Origin of the sequence: Sunxiuqinia elliptica, from assembly GCF_900113005.1 — a bacterium.
Classification (GTDB): Bacteria; Bacteroidota; Bacteroidia; order Bacteroidales; family Prolixibacteraceae; genus Sunxiuqinia; species Sunxiuqinia elliptica.
The window spans coordinates 577,832-592,240 of the sequence record NZ_FONW01000001.1; the positions used below are offsets into that span (position 1 = coordinate 577,832).

Below are 14,409 nucleotides of genomic sequence, written 5' to 3' on the forward strand. Positions count from 1 at the left end.
AACCAAGATGAATAAGCAAGGGAAGGCATATCTTTTAATAGGATATGTCTTTTTTTAGTTGTAAAACTGAGCTTTTCGAACAAGATTTGTAAATTGATGTTGATTAGAACAAATCTTAAATTTTTACGACCTATGGAATATTTAGAAAAAGGATCGGATTGGATTTCCCAAATGGCAATCCAGTACGGGATGAAGCTGGTTGCAGCTATTATTACGTTGGTTATTGGTCTTTGGGTGATTAACATGCTGACCAATGCCATTAATAAATTCATGGACCGCAGAAATATTGATGTTTCACTTCGTGGTTTCTTGAAAGGAATGTTTAACATTCTGCTGAAAGTGATGCTGGTGATTTCGGTAATTGGCATGCTGGGTATTGAAATGACTTCGTTCATTGCTATTCTTGGTGCTGCTGGTTTGGCCGTTGGTATGGCTTTGTCAGGCACCTTGCAAAATTTTGCTGGCGGTGTTATTATTCTGATCATCAAGCCTTTCAAGGTTGGCGATTACATTGAGGCGCAAGGATATGCCGGAACTGTTAGTGAAATTCAGATTTTCAATACCGTATTGAAAACGCCGGATAATGTAACTATCGTAATTCCAAACGGAGGCTTGTCAACGGGCTCTGTCAAAAATTATTCAACGGAAGCTCGTCGTCGGGTTGACTTTGTTTTTGGTATTGCCTATGGAGATAATTACGATCAGGCCAAAGACTTAATCGTTCGCCTGGCTAATGAAGATTCACGTATTTTGAAAGATCCTGCTCCATTCATTGTGCTTAGCGAATTGGCCGATAGCTCGGTAAACATTACTGTACGGGTGTGGTGTAATGCGGCTGACTACTGGGCAATAAAATTCGATTTAACAGAGCGTGTTTATAAAGAATTCCCAAAAGATGGATTGAATATTCCGTTTCCTCAAATGGATGTTCATGTACATCAATAAGCCAGAAAATGAAATTAACTTGGTCCTGAGTAATCAGGATCATCTTATTTCTCCACTTTTTGGTGGAGAGAAACACAATAGCTGCCTTTGACAAGGTAGCTGGTTTTTGTCTGCTGTTGGCAGATATGAGTTAGCAAGAAAATAAATAATGACAGACGAATGAAAAAATTACTCATTCTACTTATGGTATTACCGCTTGTGGGATTTTCTCAAGCGGAATCAGATTCGACTAAAGTTTGGAAATTTGGTGGAAACGCATCGATTAATTTCTCTCAGGTATCGCTCTCCAATTGGGCTGCCGGGGGTAAAAGTTCTGCATCAGGAACGTTTCTTTTCAATTCATTTGCCAATTACCAGAAAGGCAAGATTAGCTGGGAGAACTCGCTGGACTTAGGCTATGGCTTGATGAAAGAGGAGGACAGCCAATCGGTAAAAACCGATGATAAAATTGACTTTAGCTCAAAAATTGGCTTGAAAGGAAAAGGCAAGATATTTTACTCTGCCTTGTTTAATTTCCGAACCCAAATGGCTGACGGATTTAAATACCCGGATCGTGATAATCGGATCTCAACATTTATGGCTCCAGGATATTTTACTTTGGCACTGGGGGCTGATTATAAGCCCAACGATAAGTTCTCCTTGTTTGTGTCTCCAATAACCGGGAAAATGACGGTTGTAACTGACGATGTATTGTCGGATGAAGGGGCTTTTGGGGTTGACCCTGGCAAAAAGAGCCGAGGAGAAATGGGAGCATTCCTGAAGACGCAGTTTAAAACAACAGTTGTTGAGAATGTTAGCCTGGAAACCAAATTAGATTTGTTCTCCAATTATTTGGATACACCGCAAAATATCGATATCCATTGGGATATTTTGCTGAACATGAAAATTAATGATTACCTATCAGCAAATCTGATTACCAATCTGATTTATGATGACGATGTAAGCATCGCTATCGATAAGGATGGCGATGGTGTGATTGATGAGAAAGGACCAAGAGTTCAGTTTAAAGAGCTTTTTGGTGTTGGTTTAAGCTTCAAATTCTAGAAAAACACCTCAAAAACGGCTAAAATATTATTGTTAATTTAACGATATATTTTCGTTCGTTGTAAAAAGTGGGGGGTTCCTTTAGAAAAACGTTCAGTTCATACAATTGATGCCTAAAAATTTGAAAATGTGGTGTGGGTTGATGTAAATTTGAAGTACTTCATAAGGAAGTTTAAGCATAATTAAAACCAGTTTAATTTTTCTCTTTCATTCACTCTTAAGCGCACAAGCAATCCAGGCCGGCGAGTTCTTCGCCGGCTTTCTTTTTTTAAACGATTGCGATGCGCTGTCCTTCAAACTCAACGATGTCACCTTTCCTGACCTTAGCTCGCTTCCGAAACTCAGTTTCACCATTAAGTAAAACCAAGCCTTCGTCAACCACCAATTTAGCCATGCCTCCAGACTCAACGAGGCGAAGCAGTTTGAGCAGCTTGATTAATTCGATGTATTCTGTACTTAAATTAAATTCTTTCATCTCCATGGTCTACAATTCGTTTAATTGTGCTTGTTGTTTTTTAGGTAGTTTGTTAACCACTAGTTGGTACGAGTGGTCAATCCATTCTTTTAACTGTTGATCTGAAACCGAACCATCAATGGTAATGGTGTTCCAGTGTTTTTTATGCATGTGATAGCCAGGTAAAACACACGCGTGTTTTTCGCGTAGCTCAAGGGCTAATTCTGGGTCACATTTTAAATTCATGCTAAGTGGCCCTTCCAGGTCTGTCAAGGCAAACATTTTGTCCATGACCTTAAAAACCAATGTGGTTTCGTCAAAAGGAAAATCTTCAGTTACTCCCGGTTTTGCAATGCAATATGCTCTTAGTTCTTCAATATTCATAAGGGATCTTGTCTGATGCAAAAATAATTAAAAACTGTTGGAGATTCAGGCTGTCGGATAAAATGCATCTTTAATATGCTCCAATTCAAAGTCAGGGCCTTGAAAGATGATGGAGATGACATCAAACCGGGTGTCAAGCTGGCTGTTACTTTCTTGAATGTAGGCTTCGGCAGCATTGATCAAAAAACGAATTTTCCGATTACTGACTGCCTCGGACGGATGTTCATAATTGGTGCTTGTTCGTGCTTTGACCTCGACGATAACCAATTCATCTTGGTCAATGGCAATGATGTCAATTTCGTAATGATTCCACCGCCAATTGGTCTTTACAATTTGATAACCAAGCGTTCGGAGGTGTGCTTGAGCAAGCTCTTCGCCTTTATTTCCAACTTTTTTTTGCTGGTTCATAATAAATTTACTTTCCAAAGCAAGATAAGTCAATGATAATTAAGCTCAAAATTTGGAGGAGGGTTCGTAAACATTTTTGATGATGAATTGTAATGATGTAAACATTTGTTCCTAAAAGTAACTCATGACACCATGCTCAGATATTTTACACTCTTTTTTATTTTGTTGACTATGTCGACTGCTGGGCAGAACCGGCTTTTGTTGTTGCAGCAGGCCGTCGATTCTGCGTTTCTGAATAATCCTGATTTAAACCAAGCCAGAGCCGTTTTAACCCAAAAGGAAAATGAATGGCGAACCCTTACCGGAATTGAGGCTCCCGAGTTTAGCTATTTTGAAGAGGGAATCAATAAGGATGTGACCAAGCCTTTTGAGGAAAGGCGGTGGACCGTCTCGCAAAAGGTTGATTTCCCATTGACAACGGTCTATCGCTTAAAAGCAGTAAGGCAAGAGGCTAAAGCTCTGAGCTATCGGATTCAGGCGATGGAAAATGAAATCCGATCACGGGTAAAGTCCAAGTATATCGAAGTGTTGTATGCCCTGCATCTTCAGGAGTTGGGGCGTCAACAAAAGGCTTTAGCCGATGATTTATACAAAGCAGCCTACACCCGTTTCGAAACCGGAATGGGAAATGGAATGGACTTGATGAATGCCGAACTGCAGGTGGCTGAAGCGGAAAACGTGCTGAGCGAAGCCGAACGCTTATTGCATATGGCTCGTTATAGTTTGTTTTACTTGATGGGGCTTGAAGTTTCAGAAATCAGCTATGCCATTCAGTTTTCGGATACTTTGAGTAGCAATTCTGTGGAGATCAATCAAATTCAAGCTTTGGAAGTGCTGCATGAGCAGCCTGCTTATATTGCTGCTTTGTACGATTATCAAGCGGCTGAAAACAAATTGAAAGAAGCTAAAAGCAATATTCTGCCAGATATTAGCTTTAACCTGTACCAACAAAACTATGGCGATGGCTATAATTTTCATGGGTTTGAAGTTGGGCTAAGTATCCCAATTTGGTTGCCATTCGAGCAGAAGGGGAGAATTAAGATGGCCGAAGCCAGGCAAACAGAAATTGAGTGGCAGCAAAAGTCGATTGAACTGGATATGAAACAGCAAATTGAGCATGCTTGGCATAATTATCAAAGCAGTAAGCAAGTTATTGATCGTTACAACGAAACGATGAGTGAGAAGTCAGAGAAGTTGCAAGCGTTGAGCCTAAAGGCTTATCAGCTAGGAGAAATTGACTTATTGAACTTGTTGAATGCTCAGCAAACATACCTAACCAACCAAAAACGGTACTTGACAGCACTACGAGATTACTATTTGGAGCTGGCTTTGCTCGAAAAATACCTCAATTTAAAACTTGTCTATTAAAAAAATCACATCATGATACGATTTAAAAACCTATTTATTGGCCTGATTTTGGGAAGTATTGCTATGCTGGCCGGTTCCTGTTCAGGCGATCAGTCTGATGAAAAAGCAAAGGTCGAAATACAGGAAACTCCTCCTTCTGTTTCTGGCGAAGGCGGTGGGAAACTGTTGATTAGCTTGTCTGAAAAAGAAAAGAATGAATTGAAGATTCAAACGGCTGAAGTTACGAGTAATATCCAAAACTACAGTTTGTTGGCACCGGGGGTTGTGTTTCCGGCTCCTGGCCACGTGAGCCTGATCAGTACACCCATTGATGGTCGTATTAGTGCCATCATGGTTCGTGAAGGAGAGATGGTGAGGAAAGGGCAGGAGCTGTTCAAAATTGAAAGTTTGGTATTTGGCAACTTGGTGGCTGAATATCTGCAAGCTATTGCTGAGGAAAAGTTTCAGACCACGCGTTTGGAGCGCTTGAAACAACTGGTGGAACAGACCATCAGCTCAAAGTCAGAGTTAGATCGGGCGATGTCGGATTATCAGCGAGCTACGGCAGCTTCGATTGCTTCTTTTGCCAAGCTAAAAGCAATTGGCGTTCCGGATCATGAAATTGAAACCTTTAAGAATGCTGATAAAATTGATCCAAGTTTGAAAATTCATGCGCCCATTTCCGGAAGTTTTGATCAACGAATGGTTGAGTTGGGGCAGGCGGTTAATGCTTTGGAACAAGTAGGACGCATTATCGACCAGCGACAAGTCTTGGTTCGTGGTTACTTAAGCCCGGAAGACGTTCGCTTTGTGCAGGTGGGAGATACGGTGACTGTTGCGCGGCGTGAAAATGGTGGCAGAGGACTTCAATCGGTTGTGAGCTCGGTAAATCCAGGTTTGGATGAAGAGAATCGCTCGGTGGTGGTCAATGTTGAGGTGAAACCGGAAAACGGATGGCCCCGACCTGGAGAAAATGTCCGGTTGGAGATTGCTACCAGCTCGTTGGGCGAGGTGTTTGCTGTTCCGCTGAAAGCAGTCACATACGATGGAAATCAAGCCGTTGTTTTTGTGAAAAAGGATGCGTTGACCTACGAAAAACGATTTATCACGATTGCAGAGGTGCGGGATCAGTTTGCTATTGTAAAAGGAGGCATGCAACCGGGCGAAGCCTTGGCCGTTTCGCAGGTTTTTAGTTTGAAAGCCCTATCGCGTTACGAATTAATTTCTGAAGAATAATCCCAAAGATCAACTATCATGCTCAATCGAATTATTGAATTTTCTGTGCGACAAAAGTTTGTGGCACTTTCCTTGGTTGTTTTGATGGCTGTTGCCGGGGTGTATTCTTTGCTTCGCATTCCGATTAACTCCTTGCCGGATGTTACCCCCGTGCAGGTGCTGGTCATTACAAAGGCTGGCCGCTATTCGCCTTACGATGTCGAAAAGCTGGTGAGCTATCCCATTGAAACAGCCATGAACGGTTTGCCTGATGTAAAAGAAGTACGTTCCATTTCTCAGTTTGGATTGTCGGCTGTTACAGTGGAATTTGAAGAGAATACCGATATTTATTTTGCTCGTCAAATGGTGAGTCAACGTTTGCAATCCATCACGGATGAGTTACCGCCAGATGTGTCGGCTCCGCAGTTGGGGCCTATTTCAACGGCTCTTGGTGAAATTTACCAGTACGAGGTCAAAGGAGAAAACTATTCTTTAACTGAGTTGCGCGAAATACAGGACTGGCTAATTGCTCCGCAGCTGAAAATCGTAAAAGGGGTGACTGAAATCAACTCTTTTGGAGGTTTTGTCAAGCAGTATGATGTGATCATTCAACCCGGAAAAATGCGCAACTATGGAATCGGTATCCAGGATATCATCCAGGCCATTGAGCAGAACAACAGTGTGAGTGGCGGAAACTACCTTGAACACAATCGGGAGCAATATATTGTGCGCGGTTTTGGGCAAATAAATAGTAAAGAGGATATTCTGAATATTGTTGTAACCAAGCTCGATAATAAACCTGTTTTTATCAAAGACCTGGCCGAGGTGGAACTGGGAACTCAAATTCGTCAGGGTGGGGTCACCCGCGATGGACGAGGAGAAGTGGTCACTGGCATTGTGATGATGCTTCGTGGAGGCAATGGACGTGAAGTCATTGGCGACATTGAAGCGAAGATTGAATCCATTAATCAAAACCTGCCAGAGGGCGTGGAGATTGAAAAGTTTTACGACCAGTCGGACTTGATTGAACGTACTACAGGAACCATTACGACCAACTTAGTTGAAGGTGGTTTTCTGGTCATTGTTGTGTTATTGCTTCTGCTGGGTGAATTTTCGGGGGCAATTATTGTTGCCATGGTTATTCCGCTGTCGATGCTGTTTGCCTTTATTGGGATGCGAGAGTTTGGTTTGGCAGCAAACCTGATGAGTCTTGGAGCAATTGACTTTGGTATGGTCGTGGACGGTTCTGTGGTGATGGTTGAAAATATTATTCATCGTTTACGCGATAAGGAAAAAGGGAAAACTTCTGATGAAACGATTATTCAGGCAGCCAAACAGGTAGCGCGTCCCATCTTTTTTGGGGTGCTGATTATTCTAATGGTTTATGTCCCAATTATGACTTTTAGCGGCATGGAAGGGATCCTGTATCGACCGATGGCCATTACGGTGGCAGCAGCTGTTTTAGGCTCTTTGCTGTTGGCTTTGGTGTTTATTCCTTCCATATCAGCCTTGGTGTTTAAACGAGGAATAAAGCCCCGGAAGAATTGGTTGATTAGCTGGCTGCAGCCTATTTATCAGCGTTTTCTGGAACGAAATATTCAACGTCGGGTGGTAGTGCTCAGCGTCGCTTTGGTTGTCTTTGCCTTTTCTTTAGTGGTCATGTTTCGTTTGGGAAGTGAATTCTTGCCTGAACTGGAGGAAGGATCGATCCTGGTTGAACAGGTACGGATGCCTTCGGTAACCCTCGAGGAATCGATTGAAAATGCGAATTGGCTGGCCGGTCAGCTGATGAAAAATATTCCGGAAATTAAAACGGTGGTACCAAAAACCGGGCGTTCCGATTTGGCTAACGACTGGATGGGGGTGCATCAAACGGACGTGTGGGTTGTGCTCAAAAATCCGGATGAATGGCGTGACGGAATTAGCAAACCAGATATTATTGCCGAAATTGAGCCTTACCTGAAAACCGAACCGGGCTTGGCTTACAACTTTACGCAGCCAATTGCGATGCGGGTAGACGAGCTTACAAGCGGTGTAAAATCAGACTTGGCGGTGAAAATCTATGGCGAAGACCTGGAAGAACTCAACCGAATTGGAGAATCTATTTCCCAAGTGGTTGCCGGACTCGACGGTACCGATAACTTCTTTGTGGAGCAGCCGATTGGACAGCCCTATCTGACCATTGAAATTGACCGGGAGGCTGTTGCTTCATTTGGATTGAATGTGGATGAAGTACAGCAAGTTATTGAAGCTGGAATTGGAGGTCAGATCGCAGGACAGGTGTATGAAGGTCAGCGGCGATTCGATATTCAGGTGCGTTATCCTGAGGGCATTCGGGAGCAGCTGCAGCAAATTCAGCAAGTTCCGGTACAGCTTGGAAATGGACAGTTTATTCCGCTGAAGCGGGTCAGCCGGATTATGGCTCAGGAGGGGCCACGAGAAATTCAGCGGGAAAATGGCTGGCGTCGCCTGATTGTTGGCGTCAACATTAAAAACATGGATATTGGAACGTATGTGGCCCAATTGCAGCAAGCGATTGATGAGCGGGCCAATGTGCCGGCAGGTTATTTCTTGGAGTATGGCGGAACCTTTGAGAATCAGCGACGGGCAATGAACCATTTACTATTGGTTGTTCCTCTTTCATTATTTATCATCATTGGATTGCTTTACCTGAGTTTTGGACACATGCGTTATGCCATGATTATTTTGATGAACCTGCCATTTGCTTTATCAGGAGGTGTCTTTTTGTTGTGGATTCGAGGAATGTACCTATCTGTTTCTGCAAGTATCGGTTTTGTGGCTTTGTTTGGAGTTGCTGTGCTGAACGGTATTGTGTTGATCGACCATGTCAATGAATTGCGCAAAACACAAAAAGGCCCACTGAAAGATTTGGTTATTCACGGCGCTGCAGATCGCTTGCGACCGGTTTTAATGACGGCTTTGGTCGCGAGTTTAGGCTTTATTCCGATGGCTTTTAACTCAGGGCCAGGATCCGAAGTGCAACGGCCATTAGCCACAGTGGTTATTGGTGGTCTGATTACGTCCACTTTACTAACCTTGATGGTGTTGCCAACCATTTATTTGTGGGTCGAAAAACGGCGCAAAAAAGAAAAGCCCGTTCTTGAGGACTAAAGAAAGAATTGATTTTCAACTTAAAGCAAGTGAGTTTTTCAGAGTTCACTTGCTTTAACGATAAAGCTTTGCTTCATTTTCGCCAACGGCTAAAGTATAGTTGGCTCCAAGTATCAAGGGTAAGTTGCGTTCAATATGTCCGGCCGGAAAATCAAAACAAACAGGATAGTCGTAGTCTTGAACCGAAGCTTGAATGATTTCATAAGCCGTTTGTCCAAATGGAGAGTCGTTGTCCTTCATTTCTGTAAACCCTCCGACAACTAAACCATGGAGGTATTCCAGTTTGCCGGCCAATTTTAGGCTGTGCATAATCCGGTCGAGGTGATAGAGGTATTCCGAAAGATCCTCAATGAATAAGATATCTCCTTTGGTATTGGCTTGTAAAGGGGTGCCTAATAAACTGTAAAGAATAGATAGGTTGCCACCAACCAATAAGCCTTGCCCTTTGCCTTCGCGATTGAAATTGTGGGCAGGAACAGAAATCGCTTCGGCTTGTCCTCGCAGAACTTTTACCAACTCGGCAAAGCTTTCTGTAGGCTGTTCTTCCCGAAGATAAAAGCCGGGCATTGCCCCATGAATACTACAAAATCCTTCTTGCTGAATCTTGGCGTGCAAAATGGTAATGTCGCTAAAACCGACCAACCATTTGGGGTGCTTTCTGAAGTTTGAAAAGTCAAGCTGATCAACAAGCCGGATGGCTCCGTAGCCTCCTCTGGAGCAAATAATTGCCTTGCAGTCAGGATCGTCCAATGCTTCCTGCAGGTCTTTTAAGCGTTGCTCATCGGTCGAGGCAAACTGAAAATGACTATCGAAGACATGCTCTCCCCAACGAATGTCGAAGCCTTCTTTTTGCAGAAGTTCAACGCCAGCTTCAATCTTCTGACGAGGAACTTTTCCTGCTGGAGACACAATTCGAATTCGGTCGCCAGTTTTTAAAAAATTTGCTTGCTGCATAGCTTATTATTTTTCGTGATGAAGGTACAAATCTTCTTTTGCCCTCAAAAACCAAAGGTTGAAGAAAATCGTACTTAAAAGTGAGTTTTGTAATATTCACTTTTAGACAAATTGCGATGAGAAAACGTGTTGGGATTTTAGGAACAGGAAGTGTTGGCCGTGTTCTGGCCAGCGGCTTTCTAAAATATGGTTACGAGGTCAGAATTGGAACTCGCGACCGGCATCGACTAGATGACTGGCTTGAAAAAGCTGGGGATGGAGTTGCGGTCTGTAGCTTTGAGGAGGCTGCGCACTTCGGCGACTTGGTTGTGTTAGCGGTGAAAGGCAGCGCTGTGGAATTTGTGTTAGACTTGGCAGGAGGTGCTAATTTGCATGAAAAAACAGTGATTGACACTTGTAACCCGATTAGTGATGAAGATCCGGAAAATGGGGTTTTACGCTTTTTCACCAAACCAAATTACTCGTTGATGGAGCACTTGCAGGAGAAGTATTCCCGCATTCATTTTGTAAAAGCATTTAGTAGCATTGGCAATGCACTGATGGTTAATCCTTATTTTGAGGAAGGGAAACCAACCATGTTTATTTGCGGGAACAATGAGCAAGCGAAGCAGCAGGTGACAGAAGTCCTTCATTTATTTGGTTGGGATGTGGAAGACATGGGAAAAGTTGAAGCCGCTCGGGCTATTGAACCTTTGTGCATGTTATGGTGTATTCCAGGCTTCCTGAAAAATGAATGGAATCATGCTTTTAAAATGTTAAAAAGCGAAGCCTGATTTTCAATGATCAGAAAATCAGGCTTTTCGCATTAAAGGGATAAGTATTCTTATCGAATTGATTGATGGTAGCAAATGTAAAGAATATTCAACTTTTTTTGCAGTCCTATTTTCAAAAAATAGGTGCCATTTTGCATTTTTTAACCATCAGCTATAATTTATCCTTTTGTTGTTGCCACTTCGATTTTATTGTGGTTTTAGCTTAACGGTAAAATGCCGCATAATGGGTGCCTCTTGTGTAATTTGGAAGCCGGAAGTGATGCTTTCACGTCGGTCAAAAATATTTTTTAAGCCAGCAGCCACAACATCCATATGGTTGTTGGTGTAAGTGCGTCGTGGAATAGCAAGCCTTAAAAATTCCAGTTTTGGATACCGATTTTCTTTGGTTACCGGATCACGGTCAGCAAGTAGGGTTCCCACTTCAACCCCACGTACACCAGCTTCCAGGTAAAGCTCAATAGCTAGTGTTTGTGCAATAAATTGCTCTTTGGGAACGTGGGTTAAAAAACGCTTGGCATCAACAAACACAGCATGACCACCTAAAGGATTCTGAACCGGAATTCCCATGTTGATGAGCTGGTTGCCCAGGTAGTGAACCTGACGAATCCTGTTTTCGAGATAGTCGGCACTGGTAACTTCATCCAAGCCAACGGCAAGGGCATTCATGTCGCGTCCGGCCATTCCTCCGTAGGTATTAAAGCCTTCGTACATGATGTTGTAGACCGAAGCTTGCTGGAACCAATCTTCGTGGCGCATGGCTAAAATACCACCGATATTGACAATGCCATCCTTTTTACTGCTCATGGTCATTCCATCAGCCAGTTCATACATTTCGCGTACAATTTCACGGATAGTTTTGTTTTGATAGCCGGGCTCCCGGTTTTGGATAAACCAAGCATTTTCAGCAAAGCGGGCTGAGTCAAAAATAACCGGGATTTCATAGCGATCGGCCAACTGGCGCACTTCCCGAAGGTTAGCCAGCGAAACAGGTTGGCCTCCGGAACTGTTACAGGTTAAGGTAACAATAATCATTGGAACCTGCTCGTGAGGATAGCTTTCCAGCACTTGGCTTAGCTTTTCCAGGTCAATATTTCCTTTGAAGGGATGATTACCGTTGGTGTCAAAAGCTTCATCAACAGAACAGTCGATGGCCTTTGCTTTACGAAACTCAATATGTCCTTTGGTGGTGTCAAAATGGGAGTTTCCCGGTACTACATCACCTTTTTTTACCAAAACGGAGAATAGCACATTTTCAGCCGCTCTTCCTTGGTGGACTGGAAGAAAATGATCGAAACCAAAAATTTCCTTGACCTGTTTTTTTAGGTTGAAATAGGACGATGATCCCGCATAGCTTTCGTCTCCGGTCATTAGAGCTCCCCACTGACGATCGCTCATTGCTCCGGTCCCACTGTCGGTTAGCAAATCAATAAAAACATGTTCACTCGGTAAGTTGAATAGGTTGTAATCAGCTTGTTTAATCCATTCTTCCCGCTCTTTACGGGTACTACGGTAGATTGGCTCTACCATTTTTATTCTGTAATTTTCTGCAAAAGGTAAATCCATTTCACAATCAATTTAAAGGTTCAAAAAATAATTCTTCTAAACGTCGTTAACTGACCGGAAATGGAATGCATCGCGGTTTTTAATGTTTTTAAATCGATATTTTGCCTGATAAGCTGACATTAGTTCTTCACTCTCTCAAGCAAAAATAAGCAGATTAAAAGGAAAAAAGGATAAAAAATGTCAGTTTTGAGAGCTTTCCCGTATACTTAGAAACCAATTTAAAGAGGCAAATCCAAAGGGTAAAATACCAGATTGATGATCAGCATCCGGCATGAGAATTAGCCGAACGTCGTCATCGGTTAAACCAAGTTCTTCAAAATCAGTCTTTAGCTTTTCTGAGGCTACAGGTGGAACAAATAAGTCGCTTGTTCCGTGGTATAGTCGGGTGGGGATAGACGTTTCCCAGGCAGTGATACTATTGCGACTAAAAGCCTGTCGGATGGACGCAAAATCATCATTACTCTCGTAACCTGATCGATAAGTGGGTTGGAGTAAGTCGGCAACCGTTGTTGTTAGCTCGTCATTAATAGATGCTCCACTGGTTACTCCATCAAATAAATCAGGAATTTTTGCGGCATACTCATCAGCAAAAATTTCATTTAAAGCATTGGAAAATTGCTCGTGCTGCTGGTAGGCATGCATCAGGTAAGCCAAAAAGTAGGGCATGGGGTAGGTGTCCAACGCAACTATATTTGAGTTGATAAGGCTTAAGTTATAAGGGCCCGCTCCACTCGAGGAAGCTTTCAGTTGGTAGGATTCCAGACCGTCTTCTTCAATGGCTTTTTGAAGTTGAAGTGTGGACCAGCCTCCTTGAGAGTAGCCCATGAGGAAAAGTTCGTCATTCAACGAAGCTTTAATATGGCTTTGGCCAACAAACTCCCGGGTTGCCTTTAGCATATCGAGTAAGGAAGGCAGCGTGTTACCTCGCTCCAGATAAGGGTGAAGAACCTGTTCAGATTCGCCAAAGCCTGGATAATCCGGGATAACAACGATAAAGCCCATGGTGGCCACGCTTTCCAGAATGCGAAAAAGGTTGCTATTGGGATCGGCCGATGGCGCCCGGCTGTGTTCTACATTGGTGCCATTTTGGAAACTGATCACAGGGAAGTTACCCGATTGATCGGGAAGGGCCACTAACCCAGAAACACCAATTTCTTCTCCTTGGAAGGTACTTGTGTAGACAAGTTTAAAAACGGAAGCATCATTTGAAACCTCGTTGGCGAGCCCGGCAGCCTCATCAAATTGTGATGCCAGAACAGTAAAGCTGACTTGGGCCATTCCCTGAGAAATGGTACTGACAAACTTCTCCGATTCCAAGTAGTTAAACTGTTGAGGTTCATCGGTAATTGGATCATCGTTGTTTGAACAGGAAACAATAAAAAGGCTGAGCAATAAGCTGAGTATGAGAAAGGTATTTTGAAGCTTCATCGTTTTTGTTTTAGTGGTTAATGCTCCTGATTTTTGGCATGAAAGCCCAATTCGGCTGCCGACTGGCGCAGGAAATCACGCGTGTAATAGTCCTGGTCAACAATTTCATCGTTCCAAACCATAATATCCAGATCGATTGTCCGGGGGCCAAATTTAATTTGTGAGCGATCTCTCCCAAGTTGGTCTTCTACCTTTTTCAGGTACTTGTTTAACTCCTTCAAGCTCCACTTTGTTTCAATTTTTACAGCTCCGTTGGTAAAGTCATGCTGGTCGGTAAAGCCAATGGGCTTTGTACTTAGCATGGAGGAGGTCTGTAAAACGTGCACATCGTGGGTTAATATGCGAATGGCTTGCGGGATATTTTTCTCAGCGTCAATATTCGATCCGATGCCAATAATACAGGTGTTCATCGTTGGGCTTCCATTTCAAATGAGACTGACTCGGCAAAGCGTAGGGCATGGGGTTTGTCCACCTCCACTTTGGCCCAGCGTACCCGGTCGTCTTTCATGATCATTTCGAGTAAGTTTTTGGTCAATACTTCGAGGAGCTTAAAGCGTCCTTCCTGAACGTAAGCAATAACTTGCTTGGTAATTACCTTATAGTCGTAAATGCCATCCGGTTCATCAGCCTCAATGGCTTCGTTCGGAACACTAACTTCAATTTCAAGGTTGATAATAACGTCTTGCTTATTGACAAGTTCTTCGGGATTGAACCCGATAAACGTTCGTAATAATAAGTTTTTTACGCGTATTCGTGCCATAG

Annotated in this window: 14 protein-coding genes; 6 read left to right on the top strand and 8 right to left on the bottom strand. The window is 43.0% G+C overall.

What is annotated here, in order from left to right:
* Positions 1–132 precede the first annotated feature (132 nt).
* Together BM156_RS02315 and BM156_RS02320 are read left to right on the top strand one after the other, a co-directional pair.
* A complete protein-coding gene (locus tag BM156_RS02315; RefSeq protein WP_093918204.1) occupies positions 133–945 on the top strand; it encodes a mechanosensitive ion channel family protein in 813 nt (270 codons plus the stop codon).
* A gap of 159 nt (positions 946–1,104) precedes the next feature.
* Positions 1,105–1,989 carry a DUF3078 domain-containing protein gene (locus BM156_RS02320; protein ID WP_093918205.1) on the top strand — a complete coding sequence of 295 codons (885 nt, stop codon included), beginning with the start codon at positions 1,105–1,107 and terminating at the stop codon, positions 1,987–1,989.
* Between the two features lie 268 nt (positions 1,990–2,257).
* Here BM156_RS02320 and BM156_RS02325 read toward each other — a convergent pair whose 3' ends face one another.
* The 3 genes from BM156_RS02325 to BM156_RS02335 are packed head-to-tail and all read right to left on the bottom strand — an operon-like array spanning position 2,258 to position 3,235.
* A complete protein-coding gene (locus tag BM156_RS02325; protein ID WP_212733388.1) occupies positions 2,258–2,470 on the bottom strand; it encodes an RNA-binding S4 domain-containing protein in 213 nt (70 codons plus the stop codon).
* Positions 2,471–2,473: 3 nt separating this feature from the next.
* Positions 2,474–2,827, bottom strand: coding sequence for an MmcQ/YjbR family DNA-binding protein (locus BM156_RS02330; protein ID WP_093918206.1), 354 nt, complete (start codon positions 2,825–2,827; stop codon positions 2,474–2,476).
* 45 nt (positions 2,828–2,872) lie between these two features.
* Positions 2,873–3,235 (bottom strand): YraN family protein, encoded by a 363-nt coding sequence (locus BM156_RS02335; RefSeq protein WP_093918207.1) that lies wholly within the window; start codon positions 3,233–3,235, stop codon positions 2,873–2,875.
* Positions 3,236–3,367: 132 nt separating this feature from the next.
* Between BM156_RS02335 and BM156_RS02340 the strand changes: the two genes are divergently transcribed.
* The 3 genes from BM156_RS02340 to BM156_RS02350 are packed head-to-tail and all read left to right on the top strand — an operon-like array spanning position 3,368 to position 8,929.
* Positions 3,368–4,603 (top strand): TolC family protein, encoded by a 1,236-nt coding sequence (locus BM156_RS02340; RefSeq protein ID WP_093918208.1) that lies wholly within the window; start codon positions 3,368–3,370, stop codon positions 4,601–4,603.
* Positions 4,604–4,615: 12 nt separating this feature from the next.
* On the top strand, positions 4,616–5,818 hold the full coding sequence (locus tag BM156_RS02345; RefSeq protein ID WP_093918209.1) for an efflux RND transporter periplasmic adaptor subunit: 1,203 nt from the start codon (positions 4,616–4,618) through the stop codon (positions 5,816–5,818).
* 18 nt (positions 5,819–5,836) lie between these two features.
* Positions 5,837–8,929: an efflux RND transporter permease subunit gene (locus tag BM156_RS02350; RefSeq protein ID WP_093918210.1), complete on the top strand. Its 3,093-nt coding sequence runs from the start codon at positions 5,837–5,839 to the stop codon at positions 8,927–8,929.
* Between the two features lie 54 nt (positions 8,930–8,983).
* Here the strand turns inward: BM156_RS02350 and BM156_RS02355 are convergent, their stop codons facing one another.
* Positions 8,984–9,883 carry a S66 peptidase family protein gene (locus tag BM156_RS02355; RefSeq protein WP_093918211.1) on the bottom strand — a complete coding sequence of 300 codons (900 nt, stop codon included), beginning with the start codon at positions 9,881–9,883 and terminating at the stop codon, positions 8,984–8,986.
* A gap of 116 nt (positions 9,884–9,999) precedes the next feature.
* Between BM156_RS02355 and BM156_RS02360 the strand changes: the two genes are divergently transcribed.
* Positions 10,000–10,656: an NADPH-dependent F420 reductase gene (locus tag BM156_RS02360; protein WP_093918212.1), complete on the top strand. Its 657-nt coding sequence runs from the start codon at positions 10,000–10,002 to the stop codon at positions 10,654–10,656.
* Positions 10,657–10,842: 186 nt separating this feature from the next.
* Here the strand turns inward: BM156_RS02360 and BM156_RS02365 are convergent, their stop codons facing one another.
* The 4 genes from BM156_RS02365 to BM156_RS02380 form a co-directional block, all read right to left on the bottom strand.
* A complete protein-coding gene (locus tag BM156_RS02365) occupies positions 10,843–12,219 on the bottom strand; it encodes a tryptophanase TnaA (RefSeq protein WP_093918213.1) in 1,377 nt (458 codons plus the stop codon).
* A gap of 180 nt (positions 12,220–12,399) precedes the next feature.
* Positions 12,400–13,647, bottom strand: a complete 1,248-nt coding sequence (locus BM156_RS02370) for an alpha/beta hydrolase family protein (protein ID WP_093918214.1) — start codon at positions 13,645–13,647, stop codon at positions 12,400–12,402.
* 17 nt (positions 13,648–13,664) lie between these two features.
* Entirely contained in the window at positions 13,665–14,057 is a 393-nt protein-coding gene (gene folK, locus BM156_RS02375) for a 2-amino-4-hydroxy-6-hydroxymethyldihydropteridine diphosphokinase (RefSeq protein ID WP_093918215.1), read from the bottom strand.
* On the bottom strand, positions 14,054–14,407 hold the full coding sequence (locus BM156_RS02380; RefSeq protein ID WP_093918216.1) for a dihydroneopterin aldolase: 354 nt from the start codon (positions 14,405–14,407) through the stop codon (positions 14,054–14,056). The genes folK and BM156_RS02380 overlap by 4 nt, the downstream gene beginning before the upstream one ends.
* Between the last annotated feature and the right edge of the window lie 2 nt (positions 14,408–14,409).

What these genes read in the sequence shown, in the direction of transcription:
- BM156_RS02350 (WP_093918210.1), top strand. Translation starts at nt 5,837, where the DNA reads ATGCTCAATCGAATTATTGAATTTTCTGTGCGACAAAAGTTTGTGGCA.
- BM156_RS02380 (WP_093918216.1), bottom strand. Translation starts at nt 14,407, where the DNA reads ATGGCACGAATACGCGTAAAAAACTTATTATTACGAACGTTTATCGGG.
- BM156_RS02360 (WP_093918212.1), top strand. Translation starts at nt 10,000, where the DNA reads ATGAGAAAACGTGTTGGGATTTTAGGAACAGGAAGTGTTGGCCGTGTT.
- BM156_RS02320 (WP_093918205.1), top strand. Translation starts at nt 1,105, where the DNA reads ATGAAAAAATTACTCATTCTACTTATGGTATTACCGCTTGTGGGATTT.
- BM156_RS02330 (WP_093918206.1), bottom strand. Translation starts at nt 2,827, where the DNA reads ATGAATATTGAAGAACTAAGAGCATATTGCATTGCAAAACCGGGAGTA.
- BM156_RS02335 (WP_093918207.1), bottom strand. Translation starts at nt 3,235, where the DNA reads ATGAACCAGCAAAAAAAAGTTGGAAATAAAGGCGAAGAGCTTGCTCAA.
- BM156_RS02370 (WP_093918214.1), bottom strand. Translation starts at nt 13,647, where the DNA reads ATGAAGCTTCAAAATACCTTTCTCATACTCAGCTTATTGCTCAGCCTT.
- BM156_RS02325 (WP_212733388.1), bottom strand. Translation starts at nt 2,470, where the DNA reads ATGGAGATGAAAGAATTTAATTTAAGTACAGAATACATCGAATTAATC.
- BM156_RS02340 (WP_093918208.1), top strand. Translation starts at nt 3,368, where the DNA reads ATGCTCAGATATTTTACACTCTTTTTTATTTTGTTGACTATGTCGACT.
- folK (WP_093918215.1), bottom strand. Translation starts at nt 14,057, where the DNA reads ATGAACACCTGTATTATTGGCATCGGATCGAATATTGACGCTGAGAAA.
- BM156_RS02365 (WP_093918213.1), bottom strand. Translation starts at nt 12,219, where the DNA reads ATGGATTTACCTTTTGCAGAAAATTACAGAATAAAAATGGTAGAGCCA.
- BM156_RS02355 (WP_093918211.1), bottom strand. Translation starts at nt 9,883, where the DNA reads ATGCAGCAAGCAAATTTTTTAAAAACTGGCGACCGAATTCGAATTGTG.
- BM156_RS02315 (WP_093918204.1), top strand. Translation starts at nt 133, where the DNA reads ATGGAATATTTAGAAAAAGGATCGGATTGGATTTCCCAAATGGCAATC.
- BM156_RS02345 (WP_093918209.1), top strand. Translation starts at nt 4,616, where the DNA reads ATGATACGATTTAAAAACCTATTTATTGGCCTGATTTTGGGAAGTATT.